Raw genomic sequence first — 23,834 nt, 5'->3', positions numbered from 1 at the left:
GGTGCATCAAGGTGAAGCTAGGACCATACGGCGTTGGGCCGTATCAGGTGGATGTTGCCTACGCGCCGAGTATAGCCGACGCGGTCGAAGTATTCCAGCAACTGGATGGCACGCTTGCGGCCCAGCGCCGTGGCGTCGCGGAACGATGCCGCTTGCGCTTCGGGCAGCGTGGCGACGATGCGCGCCAGTTCGGCCAGCCGCGCCGGATGATAGAACAGATCGGGCACCACCTGGCCCACGTCGCCGCTGCGATTGAGCTTGCGCAGCAGGCGGCGCACTTCGTCCTCCGCCATGCCCGTCGCCCGAGCGAGGTCGCGCACCCACGGCGGATCATAGGCGCCAGCCAGCAACGACGCCAGCAAGGGCGCGGCCAGCGCCTGTTCCTGTGGACTCAGTTCGATGCGGTGTTCGGGCAGGTGCAGGCTGCGGCCACGCTGGCACACGCGGCCTGACGCGATCAGTTGTTCCAGCAGTTCGCTCCACAGTTTGTCCTCCGCGTCGGGCGCCACCATGCGCTTGAACCGCCACCATTCGGGGCCTGCTTCGTCGGGGGCGCGGGCGTGGAACTGGGCCAGTGCGGCGACCGTACGTTCCTGTAGCGCTTGCGCGCAGGCGCGCGAGATCAGCAGCGTGTCGCCACCCGTCAGCCCGATGTGCAGCGCGTCAGGCGGCGTGGTGAGCCTGGCCGCTGGCAGCAGCGTCAGGCGCGTCAGCGTGGACGTGCGCAGGCCGTGCGGGCAGCACGCCAGCAGCGCGGCCAGGTCGCCGTTGGTGAGGTAACCGGACATGGCCTGCAGCCACGCCAGCCGTTCGGCGCTGCGCCGCTTGCGGGCTGGCGCGAACGGGTCCAGCACCACGCCGCCGCCGATGGTGGCGCTGGCCTGCGCGTTGCGGATCACGAAGCGGTCGCCCGGCACGGCGTGCACGGGCGCGTCCAGCACCAGTTGCACGCGGCCGGTGCGGCCGGGCGGCAGCGTGTCGCCGTCCAGCGGCACCACGTGCGCCGTGTGATGCGCCGCGCCCAGGTGGACGTGCACGGGTGACCACGATGCCAGTGACGCCCCCGCATCGGGCAGCAGCGTCAGTGCGGCGTCGAAGCGCTCGCTGCATTCGGCCAGTGCGGGCGCCACTATCCAGCTGCCACGGGCGATGTCCTCGCGCGCGGCGCCGCCCAGGTTCAATGCCAGCCGCTGGCCGGCCACGCCGCGCTCGGCCGCGCGGTTCTGCGCGTGGATGCTGCGCACGCGCACTTGCTGGCCACCGGGCGCGAGGCGCAGCAGGTCACCCACGCGTACGCTGCCTGCGAGCGCAGTGCCGGTCACGATGGTGCCTTGGCCGGCCAGTGTGAACACGCGATCCACACCCAGCCGGAACAGGCGTTGTTCGTCGCGGACGGGCAGGTCGCGGGCGGTGGCTGCCAGATGCGCGAGAAGCGCAGCAACGCCTTCATCGTTCGCCGCTGTGGCGTTGGTGCGGAACAGGGGGGCATCATCGAAGCCCATGACGGACAGCAGGGCCCGCACCTCGGCTTCCACTTGCGCCAGCCGGGCTGCGTCGGCGCGGTCGGCCTTGGTCAGGGCCACGGCGCCGCGCCGCACACCCAGCAGGCGCAGGATGGACAGGTGCTCGAGCGTCTGCGGCATGATGCCGTCGTCGGCGGCTACGGCCAGTAGCGCGTAGTCGATGCCCGTCACGCCAGCGGCCATGGTGCGGATGAATTTTTCGTGACCGGGTACGTCGATCACACCCAGCACCTGGCCGTCGTCCAAGGGCAGGTAGGCGTAACCGAGTTCGATCGAGATGCCGCGCGCTTTTTCTTCCTTCAACCGATCCGTATCAACGCCGGTCAGCGCGCGCGTGAGCGTGGTCTTGCCGTGGTCGATATGGCCAGCGGTGCCGATGATCATACGGCCAGCGCTTCCAGTTGGGCCATGAAGCGCTGCTGGTGATCGGCATCCAGGCAGCGCAGGTCCAGCCACAGCGCGTCCTGCGCGATGCGGCCGACGACGGGGACGGGCAGGGCGCGCAAGCGCCGCTCCAGCACACCCAGTGCGTCGCTCACACGCGAACCGGCCGCGGCGCGCACGGTCAGGCCGTGGCTGGGCAGCAGATCCACCGGCAGTGCGCCGCTGCCGATCTGGCTAGTCATGGCTTCGTCGCGCACGTCGTAGTCGGCGCCCAGCGCGCGCTGCAGCAGCGGAAGGATGGCTTGCGCCTGCGCGCGCATGTCGGCGGCCGGGCGCGTGAGCAGGCGCAACGTGGTCAGGCGTTCGGGCAGCAGGTCGGGTGCGCGGTACAGGGCCAGCACGGGCGCCAGCGCGGCCAGCGTCAGCTTGCCCACGCGGAGCGCGCGCTTGAGCGGATTGCGCTTGATGCGCGCTATCAGGTCGGCGCGGCCGGCGATGATGCCGCATTGCGGTCCGCCCAGCAGCTTGTCGCCGCTGAAGGTCACCAGGTCGGCGCCGGCGGCGATGGTTTCGCGTACCGTCGTCTCGTGCGGCAGGCCATATTGTTCAAGATCGACCAGCGTGCCGCTGCCCAGGTCCACGGCCAGCGGGATTTGCCGCTCGCGTGCCAGCGGCGCCAGTTCGGCCACCTCCACGCTTTTCGTGAAGCCGGTGATGGCGTAATTGCTGCAATGGACCTTGAGCAGCAGCGCCGTCTGCGCATTGGCCGCGTTGGCGTAATCGCGCAGGTGAGTGCGGTTGGTGCTGCCCACCTCGCGCAGCGTGGCGCCGGCGCGTTGCATGATGTCCGGGATGCGGAACGCGCCGCCGATCTCCACCAGCTCGCCGCGCGAGACGATGGCTTCGCGGCCGTTGGCCAGCGTGTCGAGCATCAGCAGCACGGCGGCGGCGTTGTTGTTGACGATGGTGACGGCTTCGGCGCCGGTCAGCTCGCGCAGCAGGTCATCCACTAGGTCGTCGCGGTCGCCGCGCTTGCCCGTCTCGATGTCCCATTCCAGGTTCATGGGCCAGCGCAGCGCTTCGGCCACGGCTTGCACGGCGCTGTCGGGCAGCAGCGCACGGCCAAGGTTGGTGTGCAGCACGGTGCCACTCAAGTTGAAGATGGGGCGCAGCGGAGAACGGTTGGCCTGCGCCAGACGCTGCGCCAGCAGCGCCGTGATGGCCGGGATGGTGATTTCGCCAGCGGACGACGGCGCGCCGCCGCCGGCGCTGGCCACGCGCAGCATGTCGCCGCGCAGTTCGGCCAGCAGCGCGCGGGCGGCGGCCAGCGTCTGCACGCGGCCATATTCGGCCAGCAGCGGCTGGCATGAGGAATCGGACAGGATCAAATGCGTGGCCGGCAGGTGCACGCTGCGCGCGCGTGCATTGCTGGCGCCCGCAATGCCGGCGTCCGCCGCGCCGGCCTCCGGCTGTGCGCCGGTGGCTGCGCCGCTCATGCTGCGCTGAACCACAGCAGGGGATTGCCGCTGGCGCGCGCGTAGCCCGCTTCGCCCACCAGTACGTCGAGCATCAGGCTCGCCAGGTCGTCGGCCAGCGGTTCGACGTCGTAGTCATGCTCCTGGTTGAAGATCTTGCGGTAGGTGTGGCAGTTGTCGCAGGTTTCAGCGCGCGCCACGCGCGAGGGATCGTTGGCCTTGTTGATGGCGTCGGACGGCGGCGCGGCGCTGGCCTCCGCATCCTCCAGGCTCTGGTAGGCCACGTGCGCGTTTTCTTCGCAATTCGAACACTTGACGCGCACCATGTGCCACTCGCTGGCGCAGATGCCGCATTGCAGATAGCGGTAACCCTGCGATTGCCCGCCGATGCGGATCACGCTGGCCACGGGATGCGAGCCGCACACGGGGCACAGCGTGCCCGTCACCAGCGGTTGCACGCGGCGCGCATCGAGCAGGCTCGCTTGCAGTGTCCACACCACCTGCAGCGCGGCCGCCACGAACGGCGCGTGCAGCGGGTTGATGCCGTCGCCAAATTGCGCCAGCACGGCGTCGGCGCAGCCTTCCAGCTCGGTGCCGGTGAGCGCGCCCAGTTCATCCACCACGGACGAGAATTGCGGCTGGCTGTCGGCCAGCGTGCGCATTTGGGCCAGCAGGTTGTCGAACACGCCGCGCCAGGCGGCTGGGCGAGCGCCGCTGACAGGCAGCGGCGGCATGTTGTGAGCTAGCGCCTGGGCGATGGTGGCGTCGTCGGGCATGCCGATGGCCGCCGCCAGCGCATCGGCGTCGGACGGCAGGGCCAGCGTGACGGCCGCCTGCGCATCGGCCAGCGCGGCCATCAGCAGCAGGTAGCCACGCAAGGTGGCGCCAACGGGGATGCCCTTGATGTCGTTATTGGCCAGCCGGCGCAAGCGGCTGGCGCGGGCGGAAAACAGGCTGCGCGGCTGCGGCAGCAGCAGGCGCGGAATGGCGGTGTGATCGAGCGCTTCGATCTCGCCGGGTGCAAGCAGGCGTTGTACCAAGTAAGTCCCCCGTCCCAGAATGCCAAACCGGCCCACCACCGGCGGTGGCAGGCCTTGCGGTTTATTCTAATCCAAAACGGGGGCGGCTCAACAGCCGATGCAATCAATGTGGCTAATCGCGCGACTTGCGCACGGCCTCCTCGAACCAGCGCCCGTGGTGCTTGCGCGCCCACCCGTAGGTCACCGTGCCGCGCACCATCGCGCCCAGCGAGCCCTTGACCCACAGGCCCGCGTACACGTGGATGATGATGGCCACGATGATGAGCAGCGCGCAGAACGCGTGGAGCAGGGCTGCCAATCGTATCAGGCCGACGGGGAACAGCGCCGAGAAATACGCGCGCCAGATCACGATGCCCGTCACCAGCAGCGCCGCCATGCAGCCCACCAGCACGAAAAACAGCAGCTTCTGCCCGCCGTTGTAGCGGCCCGCCTTGGGCACCAGGTGTTCGCGCTTGTGGATCACGTCACCCGCCTGGTCCAGCCATTCGCGGTCGCCCGGCTCGAACTGGTTGTGGCGCCAGAACTGCATCACCATGCCGGCGAACGAGGCCACCATCACCAGCCCGATGAACGGGTGCAGGATGCGCGTCCATTGCCCGCCGCCCAGGAACACCGTCATCCACGCGGTGGCGGGGTGGAACATGGACAGGCCGGACACCATCAGCAGCACGAAGCAGATGGCGGTGACCCAATGGCCGCTGCGTTCATTGGCCGTGTAGCGCTCGATGAGCGGATTGCCATCCTTATCGTGATTCATTTGAGCTCTCCCGGATGCGGTTGGCGTCTTTGACTGCCTCGGCTTCTTCTTCCCTGCTCACTTCATTCGGTCCCACGCGCGAGTAGTGGAACCAGCCCGCCAGCGCCGTGACGGCGATGCCGGCCAGTGCCAGCGGCTTGGTCATGCCCTTCCACAGTCCGACCATGGGACTGATGCTGGGCGCGGCCGGCAAACCGTGGTACAGGCCCGGCTGGTCCGCGTGGTGCAGCACGTACATCACATGCGTGCCGCCCACCCCGGCCGGATCGTACAGGCCCGCTTGCGCGTAGCCGCGTGACTTGAGGTCGGCGATGCGTTCCTCGGCATGCACCTGCATGTCCTCCTTGGTGCCGAACACGATGGCGCCGGTGGGGCAGGTCTTGACGCAGGCCGGCTCCTGGCCCACGGCCACGCGGTCCGAGCACAGCGTGCACTTGTAGGCGCGGCTGTCCTTCTTCGAAATGCGCGGCACGTCGAATGGACAGCCGGCCACGCAATAGCCGCAGCCGATGCAGTTCTCCTGGTGGAAGTCGACGATGCCGTTGGTGTACTGGACGATGGCGCCCGGCGCCGGACACGCCTTCAGGCAGCCGGGGTCTTCGCAATGCATGCAGCCGTCCTTGCGGATCAGCCATTCCAGGTTGCCGTCGCCCGTCTCGTGTTCGGAAAAGCGCATCACCGTCCACGATTGCGGCGTCAGGTCGTTCGGGTTGTCGTACACGCCCGCATTGGTGCCCACCTCGTCGCGCAGGTCGTTCCACTCCATGCAGGCGGTCTGGCACGCCTTGCAGCCGATGCATTTCGATACGTCGATCAGCTTGGCCACGGTGCCCAGCGCCGGTTCGCGCGCGCTGGGCGGCTGCGCCGTGGTGGCGGACCGGCGCTTGATATCCAATGATTGCAATGCCATGTCATTCTCCTCGCGCGCTCACGCTTTTTCCACCTTGACCAGGAAGGACTTGTATTCCGGGGTCTGCGAATTGCCATCGCCCACGGTGGGCGTGAGCGTGTTGATCAGATAGCCCGGCTTGGTCACACCCTTGAAGCCGAAGTGGATCGGCAGGCCCACCGTATGGGTCTTCTTGCCGTCGATGGTGAGCGCCTTGATGCGCTTGGTGACCACGGCCTTGGCCACGATGTGGCCGCGCTTGGAGCTGACCTTGACGGTGCCGCCATTGGCCACGCCGATTTCGGCCGCCAGGTCTTCGCCGATCTCCACGAACTGCTCCGGCTGGACGATGGCGTTGAGCCGCGCATGCTTGGTCCAGTAGTGGAAATGCTCGGTGAGCCGGTAGCTGGTGGCCACGTGCGGGAACTCGGCCGCCGTGCCGAACTTGGCGCGGTCGGACGGGAACACGCGGGCGGCCGGATTGCTGGTGGCGCGCGCGTTGGACGGGTGCAGCGGGTTGTGGCCCACCGGCGTCTCGAACGGCTCGTAGTGCTCGGGGAAAGGCCCCTCGTTCATGCCGGCGCGGCAGAAGAAGCGGGCCACGCCTTCCTGCAGCATGATGAACGGGCCCATGCCGTTTTCGGGCGGCTCGTCGAGCTTGAAGTCCGGCACATCCGCGCCACCCCAGTTAGTGCCGTTCCAGCCCACCAGCTTGCGGGTGGGGTCGAACGGCTTGCCCTTGGTGTCGCACGAGGCGCGGTTGTACAGCACGCGGCGGTTGGCCGGCCAGGTCCAGGCCCAGTTCAGCGTCTGGCCGATGCCCGATGGATCGGCGTTGTCGCGCCGGCCCATCTGGTTGCCGGCTGCCGTCCACGCACCGGAGAAGATCCAGCAGCCGCAGGCGGTGGAGCCGTCGTCGCGCAACTGGGCGAAGCCGGCCAGTTGTTCGCCTTTCTTCACCAGCACCTTGGTCGCGTCCTTGGGATCGGTGAGCTCCTTGAGCGCCTTGCCGTTGTACTCCATCGCCAGTTCTTCCGGCGTGGGACTGAACGGCTGCGCGTAAGGCCAGGTCAGGTTGACGATGGGGTCGGGGAACTTGCCGCCCTCCGTCTGGTACAGCTTCTTCATGCGCAGGAAGATGCCGGACATGATCTCCAGGTCGCTGCGGGTCTGGCCCGGCCCTTCCGCGCCTTGCCAGTGCCATTGCAGCACGCGCGAGGAGCTGACCAGCGAACCGCGCTCCTCGGCGAAGCAGGTGGTGGGCAGGCGGAACACCTCGGTCTGGATCTTGGACGGATCGACTTCGTGGAAGGCGCCGAACGGGCGCCAGAATTCGGCCGTCTCCACGGCCAGCGGGTCCATCACGACGAGGAACTTGAGCTTGGACAGCGCTTCCGTGATCTTCTGCTTGTCTGGCGCGGAGGCGAGGATGTTGAAGCCCTGGCAGATGTAGCCGTTCATTTTCCCCTGATGCATCAGTTCGAACGCCTGCATCATGTCGTAGGGCTTGTCCAGCTTGGGCAGGTAGTCGTAGGCGAACTTGTTCTCCTCCGTGGCCGCGTCGCCCCACCATGCCTTCATCAGGCTGACGTGGAATTTGCGGTAGTTGCTCCAGTAACTGAGCTGGTTGGGGCGCAGCGGCTTGAGCGCGCGCTGGGCGATGAAGGCGTCGAAGTCCTGCTCCGCCTCGCCGGGCAGCGTCATGTAGCCGGGCAGCAGGTTGGACATCAGCCCCAGGTCCGTCAAGCCCTGGATGTTGGAGTGGCCGCGCAGCGCGTTCATGCCGCCACCAGCGATGCCTATGTTCCCCAACAACAGCTGCATCAGGGCGCCGCAGCGCAGCGTTTGTGCGCCCGTCGAATGCTGGGTCCAGCCCAGCGCGTACAAGATGGTGGCGGCGCGGCCCGGCACGGCCGTCGAGGCCAGCGCCTCGGCCACCAGCTTGAACTTATCGGGCGCCACGCCGCACGCCTTCTGCACCATCTCCGGCGTGTAGCGCGCGTAGTGCTGCTTCAGCAGCCGGTAGACGCAGCGCGGGTGTTCCAGCGTGGGGTCGACCTTGGCGTAGCCATCCTCGCCCAGCTCATAGTTCCAGCTGCTCTTGTCGGCGTACTTGCCAGCCTTGTCGTCGTAGCCCGAATACAGGCCGTCGTTGAGGGCGAAGTCCTCGCGCACGATGAAGGCCAGGTCGGTGTAGTTGCGCACATACTCGTGCTGAATCTTGTCGTTGGTGAGCAGGTAGTTGATGATCGCGCCCAGGAACACGATATCCGAGCCGGTGCGGGTGGCCACGTAATGATCGGCCACCGAGGCGGTGCGGGTAAAGCGCGGGTCGACCACGATCAGCTTGGCGCCGCGGTGCGCCTTCGCTTCCGTCACCCATTTGAAGCCGCACGGGTGGGCTTCGGCGGCATTGCCGCCCATGACCAGGATCACATCGGCGTTCTTGATGTCGACCCAGTGATTCGTCATCGCGCCACGGCCAAACGTCGGGGCAAGACCTGCCACCGTCGGACCATGTCATACACGCGCCTGATTATCGAAAGCGAGCATGCCCAGGCTGCGCATGGTCTTGTGCGTCAGGTAGCCCACCTCGTTGGTGGAGGCCGAGGCGCACAGCATGCCGGTGGACAGCCAGCGGTTGACGGTTTTGCCATCCGCGCTTTTCTCGATGAAGTTGGCGTCGCGGTCGGCCTTCATCAGCCTGGCGATGCGGTTAAGCGCGTCGTCCCAGGCGATGGGGCTCCACTCGGTGGCACCGGGCGCCCGGTATTCGGGCACCTGCAGCCGGTTGGGGCTGTGGATGAAGTCGATCAGGCTGGCCCCTTTCGGGCACAGCGTGCCGCGGTTGACGGGGTGGTCGGCGTCGCCCTCGATGTGGATGATGCGGGCCGTGGCGTTCTTGGCGCCGTCTCCCAGACCATACATCAGGATGCCGCAGCCTACCGAGCAGTAGGGGCAGGTGTTGCGGGTTTCGGTGCTGCGCGCCAGCTTGTATTGCCGGACTTCGGCCAGCGCGGTGGCCGGGGCAAAGCCCAGCAGCGCGATGCTCGATCCGGCCAGGGTCGCGCCAGTCACCTTCAGGAACTGACGCCTCGACATCTGGTTCATGGTGGGAGCCTCTCAATAAATGAAAAGACATTAATCAGTGTAGCACCATCAAAACAATTGTGGTCGCTTTGCTATCGCGTGAGGCAATTTTGCATCAGTTCATCAGAAATTGTTGAGTAATCAATCATTTTTAGTGGCCGCCTGGGCGGAGGAACAAGTGGCCTTGTTACGCGCGGGCCGTAGCGCGTTGCTCGATATGGAAAACATTGCAGAGGAGATCGCGGCCGTGGGCGCGAGTCAGAAACACGCGTTGCGGCACCGTTGCGCGGTCCTCCTGGCGCATCTTCTGGCGTGGCGATACCAGCCACGATTGCGCGGCAACGGCTGGCTCAATACGATAGTTGAACAGCGCGACTGTATCGAGGATGTGCTGGAGGATAGTCCCAGCCTGCGTCGGCAACTGGACGATCCGGCATGGTACGCGCGTGTACCATCGTGCCCGCAATTCGGCAAAGCGTGAGACGACATTCAATGGTTTTCCGCTCGCATGTCCATGGCCCGTGCAGACAGTATTGTCCCCGGAGTTTTTCCCCGATGAAGAACTGCGGGCCGAGCTTCCACAGGCTCAGCCTTAGTTCTACGCACCGGATGTGGCCGCGTCCGATGACCGGCGCCGCTCCTGGCCGGCGCGGCTCGACGCAGGGGACTGACCCTCGGCCTGCGGCCCGGATCGTGGCCGCAGGCGTGCCGGGGTCTGTCCCCGGTACATCTGTGTCCCCGGTACATCTGTGCCGCCAGCTGGGGGACAGACCCCGCGGTTAAGCTGCCGGGTCCAGCAGTGACGGTGCGGCGCTGGGGTCGGTCCCTTGCGGGTGCAATACGGGCTCAGCGGTGGGGGTGCCACGGCCGCGCCCGTGTACGAATGTTGGACTCCGCTGGGCGCACGCTAGTTCCATGCTCCGGTAGAGCTGTTCAGGCGAGGTGGGCTTATGCAGCAACGGCACGCCGCTGGCGCGCGCTTCGCGCAGGCGGGCGGGGGCGGTGTCGCCCGTGATCAGCAGGGCTGCTATTGGCGTGCCAGCCTGCGCGCGCAGCGTAGCGATGGCTTCCGCCCCCGTGCGCTGCTCGCGCAGCCGGTAGTCGCTGATGATCATGTCGGGCCGCCACGTGTGTGCCAGCGTGAGCGCCGTTTCGATGCCGTCGGCCACCTGGCAGTCGCAACCCCAGCCGGCCAGCAATTGCTGCATGCTGACGCGCACGATCGCATCGTCGTCGATCACCAGCACGCGTTGCGGCAATGCGCCCCGCGCAGGTGCGTCCAGTGCCAGCAGGGCGGGCGAGGTCGGCGACGACAGTGCCGGCATGGATGCCAGCGGCACGGCCAGCCGGAACACGCTGCCCCGTCCGGGCCGTGACGCCACCGTCAATGCATGTCCCAGCAACTGCGCCAGGCCACGCGCGATGGACAGGCCCAGGCCCAGGCCTTTCTGCCGGTCCCGCTCCGGATTGCCCAGCTGGTGGAATTCGCGGAACACTTCCTCCTGCTGCTCGGGCGCGATGCCGATGCCGCTATCCCACACTTCCAGCACGGCGTGCGCACCGCGCCGGCGGCAGGCCACCAGCACCCCGCCTTGCTCGGTGTAGCGCACGGCGTTCGTCACCAGGTTGCGCACGATCAGTTCCAGCAAGCTCCGGTCCGAGCACAGCGCCAGGCCGCTGTCGCGCGTGCGGTACACCAGGCCCTTGGCGTTCGCTTGCGGTGCCAACTCGCTTTCCAGCTTGGCCAGCAGCGGCTGCAGCGCGAACGCTTCGATCTGCGGTTCGATCACCCCGGCCTCGATGCGCGAGAAGTCGAGCAGCGTATGCAGCATGTCGGCCGACGCTTCGGACGCGGCGCGGGCGCTGGCCAGCACCGTGCGCTGCTTGTCGTTGAGCGGCGAACGGGCCAGCACTTCGAGGAACAGGCCTTGCGCATGGATGGGCTGGCGCAGGTCGTGGCTGGCGGCGGCCAGGAAGCGCGACTTGGCCAGGTTGGCTTGCTCGGCCGCGTGCAGCGCTTGCCGGGCGCGGTCGCTTTCGATGCGCAACTGCCGGATCAGGCCGATGTTGTCGAACTTCAGCTGGATGGCGGCGCGCGCCGCCCGGGCGCTGTTGCGTCCCTGGCTGAGCAGGCTGAGGAAATACACCACCACGGCCAGGCTCAGGGTGCGGAACGGCAGGTCATCGAGCGACCATGCCTTGAGCGCGAGCGCACCGAGCTCGAATACGCAGAAGATGGCGAACACGCTGAGCACGGGCGACAGCATCGACATGGCGTTGCCGACGATGCCGGACAGCACGGCCACCACCAGGATGCTGTTGGCCGTCGACGTGGGATCGAAGCCGGTCCAGGCCAGCGCGCCCCAGGCCGCGCCATCGATGGCCGTCAGCGCCAGCATCCAGCGCTCCAGCCGGTACGCGCGCCACGGTCCGATGCGCCCGCGCAGGATGCGGCGCGCATCCCAGCAGCCAAAGCACTTGGAGCCGATCACGGCGCCGCACCACAGCCGCAGTCCCGCCACGTTGGCTGGCGTGGCCAGCGTGTACAGCAGCAGCGACGCCACGGCGATGGTGGGCAGCAGTGAACTGCCCATGTTGCCCAGCAACAGGCGCATCTGTTCGGCCCGGATCAGGCCTTCGGCGCGCCGCGCCGTGCCCGGCCTAGCCAACCAGACCCCGGCTGCGGGCCGCATAGGCCGCCTCGGCCCGGCTCACCACTTGCAGCAGGGCCAGCAGCGCCTGCACGTGGCCGCGCACCGTGTTCTCGGACAGGTTCAGGCGCCGCCCGATCAGCTTGTTCGACATGCCCTGGCACAGCAGGTCCAGCACTTCGCACTGGCGCGGCGTCAGGCGCGGGGTGGCGGTGCGCGATGGGGATGGCGTCAGCGCGCCCGGTTCGGCCCGCATCACGGCAGCGATGCCGTCAAGGATGCTGGCGGCCGGCTCGCCCTTGGAAATGTAGCGCAGCGCGCCGTGTTCGAGTGCGCGGCAGGCCGTGTCCGCGCTGTCGTCGGCTGACAACACGACGATGGCGCAGTCAGGCCATTTGTGCCGCAGCAGGGTCATGCCGTCCATGCCGTTCAGGCCGGGCAGTTGCAAGTCCAGCAGCACCACGGTGGGCACGGGGGCGTCGCGCTGGCCGTGGACGGCCTCGTCCAGCGTGGCCGCCTCGCGCAGCGGCACGCCGGGGTGGGCGCTCTCCAGCGTCATGCGCAGCCCGGCCCGGAACAGGGCGTGATCGTCGATCAAAAGGAAGGAATGGTTCATGTCGATATTACAACCCAGCGCGCCCGGCGCCACAAGGGCCGTGTCACATTTCAGTCCAAACAGACTATTTTGCTGGAAATGATAACAAATTACCATTATTCGTGATCGGCGGGCCCATCGCAGGCCCGCCACGCAGATCCGGTCCGGCCGTGCGCCGGCACCGCCAACTCCACAACTGAAGGGAATTCGATGAAATCGACTTTGCTCGCGCTGCTGCTGGCAGGCGCCGCCACCGGCTCCGCCATGGCCCACGACTACACCGTGCCGCTGCTGCAATCGCCCTACCATCCCAACGAATGGACGGGCAGCTTCAACCTGAGCCTGCCCGAGCCCATCGACGGCAATTTTTTCCGCGACACCTACACCTTCTCGCCCACGCTGAACGGCAATTTCATGGCCAACGGCGGGGTGGTGAATTTCTACGGCAGCGAATCGCAGCATATCCGCTTTACGGACGTGACCCTGAACGGCAAGAAGCTGGACATCGCCGACGGCCTGTTTGTCAGCGGCGCCCACCTGTTCGACACGGGCTTCAGCGGCCCGCTGGTGCTGACTGTCAGCGGTTTCGCCGGCCCGTCGGCCAGCTATTCGGGCGGTTTGAACATCACCACGGCCGTGCCGGAACCTGAAACCTACGGCATGCTGCTGGGCGGCCTGGCGCTGGTGGGCATGGTGGCCCGTCGCCGCCGCGCGGTGTAAGGAGGGATGCGATGGCGCCAGCCTCTGGCGCCATCGTTTTCGCGCGCTGGCTGTTCAGTCGGCCAGCACGTTGAGCACTTCATAGCAAGCGCCCATGGTGTGGTAATCCGTCTTGCCGGCCGGGCTCTTTTCGTCGCTGAGCTTGCGGTTGTCGGCGCTGAGCAGGCGATACCACGCGCCGTGCTGGTGGTCGATCATGTGCGCCCAGCTGTATTGCCACAGCTGTTCATACCAGTCCCAATACGCAGGATCGCCCGTGCGCGCGGCCAGCAGCGCGGCCGCGGCCAGGCTTTCGGCCTGCACCCAGAAGTATTTGTCGCTGTCGCAGATGCTGCCATCGGGCGCGAAGCCGTAATAGATGCCGCCATGTTCGCCATCCCAGGCCTTGGCCAGCGCCTGGTCGAACAGGGCACGGGCGCGCGGCAGCAGCCAGTCGGACGGGCCGGCCAGCCGCACGGCGTGGCGCTCCAGGATCAGCAGCAGCTTGGCCCATTCCGTCAGGTGGCCGGGCTGGTAGCCCCACGGCCGGAAGATATTGGTCTTGTCGTGGCGGTTGTAGTCGCCGTCCACCGACCAGTCCTGGTGGTAGTGCTCCCAGATCAGGTCATCGGCCAGCGCCGCCTGGCGCACGGTGATATTGCGGGCCAGCGTTTCCGCCCGGTGCAGGTAGCGCAATTCGCCCGTGGCCTCGAACGCGGTCAACAGCGCTTCGCAACTGTGCATGTTGGCGTTCTGGCCGCGATAGGGCGATAGTTGCGACCAGTCCGCGCTCGCTTCATCGGCATACAGGCCGTATGGGGCCTGCCAGAAGCGTTCCTCCATCAGTGCATAGGTTTCCGCAATCCACACGCGCGCTTCGGCCACGCCAGCCATCAGCGCCTGCGAGTAGGCCAGCAGCACGAAGGCCAGGCCGTAGCAGTGGTTGGTGCCGTCCGTGATGGTGGCTTGGCCGTCGCGCCAGTCCAGCTCCCACGCATAGCCGCCGGTCGATGCATCGCGGTGCGCGCCGCGCAGGAAGGCCAGGCCGTGGCGCACGCGTTCCAGGTAGATCGGCTGCTGGAAGTGGCGGAACGCCATCGCGTAGTTGAAGACGAAGCGGGTGCTGCTGACCAGGTGGCGGCTGCGTGCGTTGTACACGGTGCCGTCATCCTTGAAGTAGTGGTAAAAGCCGCCGCTGCCATCCACGCAGCGCGGTTCGTAGAAACGCATGGTGTGCTGGATGTGCTGGAGCAGCGTGGCGCGGGAGCGGAAGTTCGGTGTCGTCGTCATGGTAAGGAACCGTTGCGGAAGTGAGATGTGTCGGTGGCGTGCCGATGCTTGTCGTGTCAGGCCGGCGTCGCGCTCAGGCGCTGTTGCGGCCCGCGTGGCTGGGGCAGGGCGGCGCGCGCCGATCCGGTGTGCGCGCCCAGCTTGAAGATGCCGACCGCGCGCGCCAGGTTGGTGGCCTGTTCCTGCATGCTTTCGGCCGCCGCTGCGGCCTGTTCGACCAGGGCCGCGTTCTGCTGGGTCATGGCGTCCATCTGGCCCACGGCGCGATTCACTTCCTCGATGCCCACGCTCTGCTCCTGGCTGGCGGCCGTGATGTCGTGCATGAAGTCGGCCACCTGCTGCACGGCGGTCACGATGCGCTCCATGGTCTGCCCGGCCGAATCGACCAGCTTACCGCCGGCGTCCACCTGTTCGACCGAATTGCCGATCAGGGTCTTGATCTCCCTGGCCGCGCCGGCGCTGCGCTGGGCCAGGTTGCGCACTTCGGACGCCACCACGGCGAAGCCGCGCCCCTGTTCGCCGGCGCGCGCCGCTTCCACGGCGGCATTCAGCGCCAGGATATTGGTCTGGAACGCGATCGAGTCGATCACGCCGATGATGTCCACGATCTGGTATGAACTGGCCTTGATGGTGGCCATGGTCTGCACCACGTCGGCCACGATCTGTCCCCCTTGCGCGGCCACGGCCGATGCCGACACGGCCAACTGGTTGGCCTGCTGCGCGTGCTGGGCGTTCTGGCGCACGGTGCCCGTCAGTTCCTCCATCGAGCTGGCGGTCTGTTCCAGCGCGCTGGCCTGGGCCTCCGTGCGCGAGGACAGGTCGGCGTTGCCGCTGGCGATCTCGCGCGAGGCGACCGTGATCGACTCGGTGCTGGTGCGCACCGCGCCCACGGTGGCGGCCAGGCTGTCGTTCATGCTGGCCAGCGCGCGCAGCAGCTGGCCCGTTTCATCCTGCGCGCCCACGGCCACACGCTGGGTCAGGTCGCCGCCGGCCACGCGGGTGGCCAGTTCCAGCGCCTGTTGCAGCGGGCGCGTGATGCTGCGGCTCAGGCGCAGCGCCACCACCACGGCCAGCGTCATGGCCACGGCGCAGATCAGGGCCATGATGACGGTGGCATGGGCGCTGTCGTCCTTGAAGCGGCCGATGCCGGCGCCGATTTCCTGGTTCTGCAGGGCCGCCAGCTGGTCCAGGCCAGCGAGCCACTTGTCCTGCAGCGGCGCCACCTGCGTGGTCAGCACCTTGAGCGCCTGGCCCGCGTTGAAGCCGGCCACGTATTCCTGCGCTTCCTTGAAGTAGGGCAGGCTGGTTTGTTGGTAGCCGTGCATTTCATCCACGATGGCGCGTTCGGCCGGATTCAGGCCCAGCGCGGCCAGCTTCGCTTCGTTGTCGCGGTAGCGCTGCTGTTCGAGGCCGATGTTGGCCATCTCCTTCTGCATCTGGTTGAGGTCGGCCGTGGCGCCGATGTTGCGGGCGGCCAGGCCCTGGTGGAACAGGTTCTGGCGCATGGCCGCCACCAGCGCGGACTTGGCGTTGCTTTGATCGACCGAGCGCGTCAGGCTGGCGCCGGCCTGGCGCGAGGCCAGCGCGGCGATGGCGGTCATGCCGGCCATCAGCGCCAGCATCAGGCCAAAGCCCAGCATCAGGCGGTAGCCGATCTTGATATCGTTGAGCTTCATGTCAGTCTCCATGACGCCGGTCGTGGCCCGCGTCTTTAGTATGCATACGGGTGAAGCGGTCCGCAGCCGCGGGGATGCGGGCGGGGAAAACGGGAGGGGAGGAAAGCGGCCGCCGCAGGGAACGGCGGCCGGGTTGAATCGTTTACTGGCCCAGGTCGATGCGCTTTTCGGTCGTGGGATCGAAGAACACGGCTTTCGACAGGTCGAACGCCAGCTTGGTGTGCAGGCCGGCCGTCGCTTCCGCGCGCGGGTGCGTGCGGCAGGTGGCGCGGATGCCGTTGAACCAGGCGAACACCAGCGTGTCCGGGCCGGTCGGTTCCGTCATCTCGACCAGGCACTCCACTTCCGTCGGGTGGTAGGGGTCGGCGCTGGTGGCGCGGCGGGCGCTGACGGCGTCCGTCACGTGCTCGGGGCGGATACCGAGGATGATGTCGCGGCCCGCGTGCTTGGGCAGCACCGTGCCTGGCACCGGCAGCAGCGTGGTCTGGCCCGCGTGTTCCAGCGTGAACGCGATGTTGGCGCCATCCTGCACCAGCTTGCCGCGCAAGAAGTTCATCGACGGCGAGCCGATGAAGCCGGCCACGTACAGGTTGTCGGGACGGTCGTAGATGTCCTGCGGGCTGCCGAACTGCTGCACCACGCCGTCGCGCATCACGGCGATGCGGTCGCCCAGCGTCATGGCCTCGATCTGGTCGTGGGTCACGTAGACGATGGTCGAACCGAGGCGCTGGTGCAGCAGCTTGATCTCGGCGCGCATTTCCACACGCAGCTTGGCGTCCAGGTTCGACAGCGGTTCGTCGAACAGGAACAGCGACGGATCGCGGGCGATGGCGCGGCCCATGGCCACGCGCTGGCGCTGGCCGCCCGACAGCATGGCCGGCTTGCGGTCCAGCAGGTGGGCCATCTGCAGCGTGTCGGCCACGCGGTTGACGATCTTTTCCTGTTCGTCCTTGGGCACCTTGCGGATGCCGAGGCCGAACGAGATGTTCTCGCGCACCGTCATGGTCGGATACAGTGCGTACGACTGGAACACCATGGCGATGTCGCGCGACTTGGGCGGGATGTTGTTGACCACGCGGTCGCCGATGCGGATCTCGCCGTGCGAGATGTTTTCCAGTCCCGCGATCATGTTGAGCAGGGTGGACTTGCCGCAGCCTGAGCCGCCCACCAGGATCAGGAACTGACCGTCCTCGATCTCCAGATCGATGCCCTTGAGGATTTCTGCGCCGTTCGGATAAACCTTGCGCACGTTACGAATAGATAAGCTAGCCATGCTGATGTCTCCTGAAGGCGCCGGCCACGATGCCGGCGCCGAATGTGTGTATTAGCCCTTGACCGCGCCGGCCGTCAGGCCGCGCACGAAGTATTTGCCCGCCACCATGTACAGCACCAGCGTAGGCAGGGCGGCGATGATGGCGGCGGCCATATTGACGTTGTACTCGGTCACGCCGGTGGAGGTGTTGACCAGGTTGTTCAGCGCCACCGTCACCGGCTGCGCGTCCGAACCGCCGAACACCACGCCGAACAGGAAGTCGTTCCAGATCTGCGTGAACTGCCAGATGAAGCACACCATGAAGATGGGCAGCGACAGCGGGAAGATAATGCGGCGGTAGATGGTGAAAAAGCCGGCGCCGTCGATGCGGGCCGCGTTCACCAGTTCATCGGGCACCGACACGTAGTAGTTGCGGAAGAACAGGGTGGTGAAGGCGATGCCGTAGATGATGTGCACCAGTACCAGGCCGGTGGTGGTGTTGGCCAGTTCGGCCAGGCCCAGCAGGCGCGCCATCGGCAGGATCACCACCTGGAACGGGATGAAGCAGCCCACCATCAGGGCCGTGAACACCACGTTCGAGCCACGGAAGCGCCAGTGCGCCAGCACGTAGCCGTTGAGCGAACCGATCAGGCTGGAGATCAGCACGGCCGGAATCACCATGCGCACCGAGTTCCAGAAGTAGGGCTGCAGGCCGCCGCAGCTGACGCCCGTGCAGGCGCTGTCCCAGGCCTTGCCCCAGGCCGCCGTGGTCGGGTGCAGCGGGAAGGCCAGCAGGTTGCCGGTGCGGATCTGGTCCAGCGTCTTGAACGAGGTGGTCAGCATCACGTACAGCGGCGCCAGGTAATACAGGGCCACCAGCACCAGCAGGGTGTAGATGGCGATGCGGCCCACCGTCACGCGGCCGCCGTCGATGTTCAGATTAGCGTCCATTGCGCGCTCCTTTGGTTTCCATGTACATCAGCGGTACCAGCACGGCCAGCACCGTGGCCAGCATCATCATGGCCGACGCCGCGCCCAGGCCCAGCTGGCCACGGGTGAACGAGAACTGGTACATGAAGATGGCCGGCACGTCGGAGGAGGTGCCGGGGCCGCCGGCCGTCAGCGCCATCACCAGGTCGAAGCTCTTGATGGCGATGTGCGCGAGCACCAGCAGCACGCTGAAAAAGACCGGACGCAAGGAGGGGATGACAATACGCCGGTAAATCGTGGGCAGGCTGGCGCCATCGACCATGGCGGCCTTGATGATGGCGTCGTCGACGCCGCGCAAACCCGCCAGGAACAGGGCCATGACGAAGCCGGACGATTGCCATACGCCGGCGATCACCACGGTGTAGATCGACATGTCGGAATTGACCAGCCAGTCGAAGCTGAAATTGGCGAAGCCCCAGTCGTGCATCATCTTCTCCAGGCCCAGGCCGGGGTTGAGGATCCACTTCCAGGCCGCGCCGGTGACGATGAACGACAGCGCCATCGGGTACAGGTAGATGGCGCGCAGCGCACCTTCGTGGCGGATGCGCTGGTCCAGCAAAATGGCCATGGTCAGGCCGATGGCCAGGCAGACCAGGATGAACAGGCCGCCGAAGATGCCGAGATTGGCGGCGGCGGTCCACCAGCGGTCGATCTCGAACAGGTTGGCATACTGGCCGAAGCCGGCATACTCGTAATTGGGCATCATGCGCGAGTCGGTCAGCGACAGCCAGGCCGTCAGGCCGATGAAGCCATACACGAACACGAGCGAGGCGATGATGGTGGGCGACAGCACCAGGCGTGGCAGCCAGGTGTCGGCCAGGCCGGCGAAGCGGCTGGCGCGGGCCGGGGCGCGGGCCGCGCTGGCGGCGGCCGGGCTGGCCGGGGTTGCGGTTGTAGCGGACATGGGGTTCTCCAGGGCGAGGGGGGCGGCCGGCCCGCGCTCCAGGGGGCGGGAGCGCGGCGGCCGCGGCCTCTGCGCGCGGACGACGGTCCGCGCGACAGCGTTACAGCGTTACTGCTTGGGTTACAGCTTGGTTGCAGCCTTCGTACAGGCCAGGTTGCGGCCTGCTTTGCCGCCTTGGCGACGGCGTTCTTACTTCGTCTTGGCGGCCTTGGCCAGCGCTTGCACGGCGGCCTGCGGCGTCATCGACGAGTTCATGAACTTGGCGATCACGTCCTGGATCGCGCCGGCCTTGGCCGAGTCGATCGCCATGCCGTGGGCCATGGACGGCTCGAGCGTGCCGGCCTTGCTGCTGGCGGCCATGTCGTCCATCGAACGGATGGCGCAGGAGTCGAACTTGGCGCGCGAGACGCCGGAGCGGACCGGGATCGAACCCTTGTTCAGGTTGAACACTTCCTGGAACTCGGGGCTCATCACGGCGTTGGCCAGGGTCAGCTGGGCCTTCTGCTCCTCGGCGCTCTTGACCTTGAACATGGCCAGCGAGTCGATGTTGAAGGTGTATGACTTCTCGGTGCCCGGTGCGGGCAGGCACAGGAAGTCCTTGCCCGGCACCTTGCCGGCGGCCGTGAATTCGCCCTTGGCCCAGTCGCCCATGAACTGCATGCCGGCCTTGCCATTGATGACCATGGCGGTGGCCAGGTTCCAGTCGCGGCCAGCGGCGTCCTTGTCGATGTAGGTCTTGATCTTGCCCAGCGTTTCAAACGACTTGACCATGGTTGGGCTGGTCAGGGCGGCCTGGTCCAGCTTCACCAGTGCCTTGTCGTAGAACGCGGCACCGCCCACGCCCAGCACCACGGACTCGAACACGGTGGCGTCCTGCCATGGCTGGCCACCGTGGGCCACGGCCACCATGCCGGCAGCCTTGATCTTGTCGGCGGCGGCGAAGAATTCATCGAAGTTGGTCGGGGCCTTGGCGCCGGCCTTGGCCAGCACGGCCGGGTTGACCCACAGCCAGTTCACGCGGTGCACGTTGACCGGCACGGCGACATAATGACCCTGGTACTTCATCACCTTGGTGACGACGGAGGGCAGCAGGGATTCCCACTTGCCTTCGGTGGCGGCCGCGTCGATGTTGGCCAGCACGCCTTCCTGGCCCCATTCCTGGATCGATGGGCCCTTGATCTGGGCCGCGGTGGGAGCGCTGCCGGCGATCACGCGTGCCTTCAGGGCGGTGGTGGCGTTTTCGCCCGCGCCGCCGGCCACGGCGAAGTCTTTCCACGCCACGCCTTTGGCTTCCATCATCTTCTTCAGTTCGGCGATCGATTTGGCTTCGCCACCGGAAGTCCAGTAGTGCAGCACTTCGACCTGGGGGGCGGCCATGGCGGCGGAAGCGGCGACGGCGGACAGCAGCAGGGCGGCTTGGACGAGAGGTTTGAGGGTCATGTTATATGTCTCCGTATGTGGATTGATGTAACTTTATTAATCTATCACGATTGCGCGCCGGCACCTGAAATACTGGTTGGGGTGCCGGACGCGCGGCTTAGGCTACGGGTAAAGCGGGGTGTCGGGCTGGCAGATTGCCGGGCCGATTACCACCAGGCTTCCATCTGCAGGCCGATCGAGGAACCACTGGTGCCGTTGCCGTACACGGGGCCGGAATTGTTGGCCGCGTTGACCAGGGCCGTCGCTTCCTTGTTCCACTTGCCATAGGTGAAGTAGGCGCGCAGTTCAGGACGCTGCCAGAAGCCTTCGCCCACGGTGATGGTCGGGGCGATGGTCAGCTTGGTCAGGCGCGCCGTCTCGCCGGTGGTGCCCGACTTCAGGCCCGTCACGCCCAGTTCGGCCTGCAGCTTGAAGTTTTGCGCGAAGGCGTACACGGGACGGATACCGGCCGTGGTCCAGGTGGTGCTGCCGTTGGCATCGGACTTGTCCTTCTGCCACAGGGCCACCATCTCGGCGCTGAACTGCTTGGTGGGCTGGATCCACAGGTCGTCGAACACGCGCACGCGGGTCACGTCGGAGCCGAGCGTGGTGCTGCCCGAGGAACCGATACGCGCGCAGCAAGGACCGCCGATGCCGGTGCCAGGGCCAACGCCGTACTGCACGCCGAAGGTGTTGCCGCCGCCGAAGGTGCCGGCCTGCTTGTGGAACAGCGAGGCGTTCCAGCCGTTGTGGTCCTGGGTGCCCTTGCCCTGGGCCGTGACGATGGTGAAGGCGGCGTCCAGCGTGCCGCCGGCGTTGACGGGCAGGCCTTCGTACACCAGGTTCTGGCGGACCGCGGCCGTGGTGTTGACGACGGTCGACAGGTTGGGGTCGTACTGGTTCTGGTCGTTATCCTTGAACACGGCGTAGCTGATCTTGCCTGGGCCCAGGTTGATCTTGTCCAGGCCGCCGCCGGTGCCGTTCATGTTAATGAACTGCATGTCCAGCATGTGGATGTCAGGACGGTAGTAGTAACGCTTGCCGATCCAGACCGTGCCGCCGTTCATGAAGGGCAGGTTGCGTGCTTCCACGTAGGCCTTGGCCAGGTTCAGCGGGGCGTTGCCGAAGTCGGAGCCGTTCTTGTAGGCGTTGGCCCACAGGGTGCCGACGAAGGTGGCGCCGTTCTCCGACTTGGCCAGTTCGTGGGTATAGCCGAATTCGGTGTAGCTGTCGCACTCGTTGCCCAGACGGTAGCTCTGGGTGGGGCCGCCCAGGCCGAAGCAGCTTTGCGGGCCGTGGGTCGAGCTGGCGCCGGCGCCGGCGCGGAGGTAACCGTGGAAGCCCTCGGTATCGTTGAAGGCGTCGGCGTGGGCGACGCCGCTGGCCAGGGCCAGGGCCAGCATGGCCGGGAGGGTTTTCAGGACGGTATGTTTCATTACGACAGTCTCCTCGTTGGTTGTCAGTGCGGACCCGGATGCGTCGGCATTTCTGCCGCGGTATCTCTCGTTCCATGCCGGCGTACCTGCCACACTTGTGTTGCTGCTGCGGTGGATGTTGTAGTTTTTTGCTACGGCAAGTGCACAGTAACATCGGCCCTTTTGTGATGCTACTCAGACACTTTTCCGATTTTGAAATATGGTTAAGTGCTTGATTTAATGGCGTTTATGCGTTTTTTGGTGCTGGCCAGTGCTTACATTTCTTTACAATGGCCGGGCGCGCGGGATGGCCGTTCTGGCTGTCATGGCGGGCGCCGCGGCCCGCGGAGCGGTATGCCGGCCGCTGCAACAAAACGCAACAATTCCAAACGCTTTCTTGCAAAATGCTGAACATGCTTACCAACGTTTGTTGCGCGAGTTAAGGTATAGTCTCAGCGGCAAGATGGCGGACATATCGCCGCGAGGCAAAAGAACAGGTTCATCCGACGAGGTGGATCGTCGCTGGAGTGAGGAGACATGGTGAAAACGCTGCGCCGGCTGCTGCCGCTGGTGTGCCTGGCCGCATGGGGCGCCGCCCAGGCGGACGGCCTGCAAGTGCTGCATTGGTGGAAATCGGCCAGCGAACGCAAGGCTGTCGACCTGGTCGCCGCCCGCCTCAACGACGAAGGCATCGCCTGGCGCGATGGCATGATCCCCAACGGTTCCGGCGTGGGCGCCGGCATCGTGCTGCGCAGCCGCATGCTGGCCAAGGATGCACCCGAAGTGGCGCAGGTGAATGGCATCGTGATCCGCGACTGGGCAAGGCTCGGCCTGCTGCTGGACCTGGACGCGGTGGCCGCCGCTGGCAAGTGGGACAAGCTGCTGCAGCCGACCGTGGCCGCCGCCATCCAGTCCGACGGCCATGTGTACGCGGCGCCGCTGGGCATCCACCGCATCAACACCCTGTTCTACAACCGCAAGCTGTTCAGCCAGTTCAAGCTGAGTCCGCCTGCGACCTGGGCCGAATTCGAGCACGTGGCCGCCGTGCTGCAGCAGGGCGGCGTGGTGCCCTTGGCCCAGAGCAGCGAACCGTGGCAGGTGGCCACGCTGTTCGAGACGCTGGTGCTGTCCGAAGGCGCCGAGCTCTACCGCGCCCTGTTCCAGCGCCGCGACGCGGCCGCCTACGCCGACCCGAAGCTGGCCAACGCGCTGACCCGTTTGCGCCACCTGAAAAAATGGATGGACCAGCCGGTGCCCGAGCGCACCTGGGACGACGCCACCGGCGAGCTGGCCGATGGTAAAGCGGCCATGCTGGTGATGGGCGACTGGGCCAAGGGGGAGCTCGTCACGCGCGGCCTGGCCGTTGATGATGGCTTCGGCTGCGCCGTCGTGCCCGGCACGGCGAACTACCACCTGTACAACATCGACACGCTGAGCATGCTGGCCACGCGCGAATCGCACCGGCCGGCCCAGGAAAAGCTGGCCGCCCTGATCATGACGCCGGCGCTGCAGAACGACTACAATCAGATCAAGGGTTCCATTTCCGTGCTGCGCAATCCCGCGCTGGCGAAGATGGACAGTTGCGCGCGCGCTTCCTACAAACTGTTTTCCAGCGGCCCCGCAGCCCAGATCCCCAGCCTGGTGCACCGCATGGCCACCGACGAGATCGTGCGCGACGCCATGGTGGCCGAGCTGCACCGCTATTTCCTCGACGATGGCGTCACCGTGGCCGATATCCAGCGCCGCCTGGCCACCATCGCGCGCACCTACACCAAGACACACTAG

General features: G+C 66.5%; 18 protein-coding genes. 3 read left to right on the top strand and 15 right to left on the bottom strand.

Annotated elements, in window-relative coordinates; all coding sequences use genetic code 11:
• Positions 1–17: 17 nt before the first annotated feature.
• The 6 genes from selB to fdnG all read right to left on the bottom strand — a co-directional run bounded on the left by selB (position 18) and on the right by fdnG (position 9,179).
• Entirely contained in the window at positions 18–1,907 is a 1,890-nt protein-coding gene (gene selB / locus H3H36_RS04710) for a selenocysteine-specific translation elongation factor (protein ID WP_182214630.1), read from the bottom strand.
• Positions 1,904–3,403 carry an L-seryl-tRNA(Sec) selenium transferase gene (selA, locus tag H3H36_RS04705; RefSeq protein ID WP_182214613.1) on the bottom strand — a complete coding sequence of 500 codons (1,500 nt, stop codon included), beginning with the start codon at positions 3,401–3,403 and terminating at the stop codon, positions 1,904–1,906. Before selA ends, selB begins: the two co-directional genes overlap by 4 nt.
• Positions 3,400–4,422, bottom strand: a complete 1,023-nt coding sequence (fdhE, locus tag H3H36_RS04700) for a formate dehydrogenase accessory protein FdhE (protein WP_182214610.1) — start codon at positions 4,420–4,422, stop codon at positions 3,400–3,402. Before fdhE ends, selA begins: the two co-directional genes overlap by 4 nt.
• 112 nt (positions 4,423–4,534) lie before the next feature.
• Positions 4,535–5,179 carry a formate dehydrogenase subunit gamma gene (locus H3H36_RS04695; RefSeq protein ID WP_182214608.1) on the bottom strand — a complete coding sequence of 215 codons (645 nt, stop codon included), beginning with the start codon at positions 5,177–5,179 and terminating at the stop codon, positions 4,535–4,537.
• A complete protein-coding gene (gene fdxH, locus H3H36_RS04690) occupies positions 5,166–6,089 on the bottom strand; it encodes a formate dehydrogenase subunit beta (RefSeq protein ID WP_182214606.1) in 924 nt (307 codons plus the stop codon). The genes H3H36_RS04695 and fdxH overlap by 14 nt, the downstream gene beginning before the upstream one ends.
• An 18-nt stretch (positions 6,090–6,107) precedes the next feature.
• Complete coding sequence (fdnG, locus tag H3H36_RS04685) at positions 6,108–9,179, bottom strand: formate dehydrogenase-N subunit alpha (protein WP_182214603.1); 3,072 nt, start codon at positions 9,177–9,179, stop codon at positions 6,108–6,110.
• 112 nt (positions 9,180–9,291) lie between these two features.
• Here fdnG and H3H36_RS04680 point away from each other — a divergent pair, with 112 nt between their 5' ends.
• Complete coding sequence (locus H3H36_RS04680; protein WP_229219730.1) at positions 9,292–9,639, top strand: DUF29 domain-containing protein; 348 nt, start codon at positions 9,292–9,294, stop codon at positions 9,637–9,639.
• A gap of 298 nt (positions 9,640–9,937) precedes the next feature.
• On the opposite strand, the gene H3H36_RS04675 is transcribed toward H3H36_RS04680, so the two are convergent.
• Positions 9,938–11,851 (bottom strand): ATP-binding response regulator, encoded by a 1,914-nt coding sequence (locus H3H36_RS04675; RefSeq protein ID WP_182214600.1) that lies wholly within the window; start codon positions 11,849–11,851, stop codon positions 9,938–9,940.
• Positions 11,820–12,425 carry a response regulator gene (locus H3H36_RS04670; RefSeq protein ID WP_182214598.1) on the bottom strand — a complete coding sequence of 202 codons (606 nt, stop codon included), beginning with the start codon at positions 12,423–12,425 and terminating at the stop codon, positions 11,820–11,822. Before H3H36_RS04670 ends, H3H36_RS04675 begins: the two co-directional genes overlap by 32 nt.
• A gap of 189 nt (positions 12,426–12,614) precedes the next feature.
• Between H3H36_RS04670 and H3H36_RS04665 the strand changes: the two genes are divergently transcribed.
• The gene (locus tag H3H36_RS04665) at positions 12,615–13,124 is read left to right on the top strand and encodes an FxDxF family PEP-CTERM protein (RefSeq protein ID WP_182214596.1); all 510 of its coding nucleotides are present in this window, start codon (positions 12,615–12,617) and stop codon (positions 13,122–13,124) included.
• Between the two features lie 54 nt (positions 13,125–13,178).
• Here the strand turns inward: H3H36_RS04665 and H3H36_RS04660 are convergent, their stop codons facing one another.
• From H3H36_RS04660 to H3H36_RS04630, 7 genes are all read right to left on the bottom strand, one after another.
• Positions 13,179–14,393 (bottom strand): AGE family epimerase/isomerase, encoded by a 1,215-nt coding sequence (locus H3H36_RS04660; protein ID WP_182214594.1) that lies wholly within the window; start codon positions 14,391–14,393, stop codon positions 13,179–13,181.
• A gap of 56 nt (positions 14,394–14,449) precedes the next feature.
• Entirely contained in the window at positions 14,450–16,069 is a 1,620-nt protein-coding gene (locus H3H36_RS27445; protein WP_182214591.1) for a methyl-accepting chemotaxis protein, read from the bottom strand.
• A gap of 142 nt (positions 16,070–16,211) precedes the next feature.
• Complete coding sequence (locus H3H36_RS04650; RefSeq protein WP_182214589.1) at positions 16,212–17,342, bottom strand: ABC transporter ATP-binding protein; 1,131 nt, start codon at positions 17,340–17,342, stop codon at positions 16,212–16,214.
• Positions 17,343–17,393: 51 nt separating this feature from the next.
• Entirely contained in the window at positions 17,394–18,272 is an 879-nt protein-coding gene (locus tag H3H36_RS04645; RefSeq protein ID WP_182214586.1) for a carbohydrate ABC transporter permease, read from the bottom strand.
• Positions 18,262–19,215, bottom strand: a complete 954-nt coding sequence (locus H3H36_RS04640) for a carbohydrate ABC transporter permease (protein WP_182214584.1) — start codon at positions 19,213–19,215, stop codon at positions 18,262–18,264. Before H3H36_RS04640 ends, H3H36_RS04645 begins: the two co-directional genes overlap by 11 nt.
• 189 nt (positions 19,216–19,404) lie before the next feature.
• Entirely contained in the window at positions 19,405–20,655 is a 1,251-nt protein-coding gene (locus tag H3H36_RS04635) for an ABC transporter substrate-binding protein (protein ID WP_182214582.1), read from the bottom strand.
• 146 nt (positions 20,656–20,801) lie between these two features.
• Positions 20,802–22,070, bottom strand: coding sequence for a maltoporin (locus tag H3H36_RS04630; RefSeq protein WP_182214580.1), 1,269 nt, complete (start codon positions 22,068–22,070; stop codon positions 20,802–20,804).
• Between the two features lie 516 nt (positions 22,071–22,586).
• Here H3H36_RS04630 and H3H36_RS04625 point away from each other — a divergent pair.
• On the top strand, positions 22,587–23,834 hold the full coding sequence (locus H3H36_RS04625; RefSeq protein WP_182214578.1) for an ABC transporter substrate-binding protein: 1,248 nt from the start codon (positions 22,587–22,589) through the stop codon (positions 23,832–23,834).

This window comes from Rugamonas fusca, assembly GCF_014042365.1.
Classification (GTDB): Bacteria; Pseudomonadota; Gammaproteobacteria; order Burkholderiales; family Burkholderiaceae_D; genus Rugamonas; species Rugamonas fusca.
The sequence above is the reverse complement of the archived record's forward strand: the minus strand, read 5'-3'. Positions and strand labels throughout refer to the sequence as shown.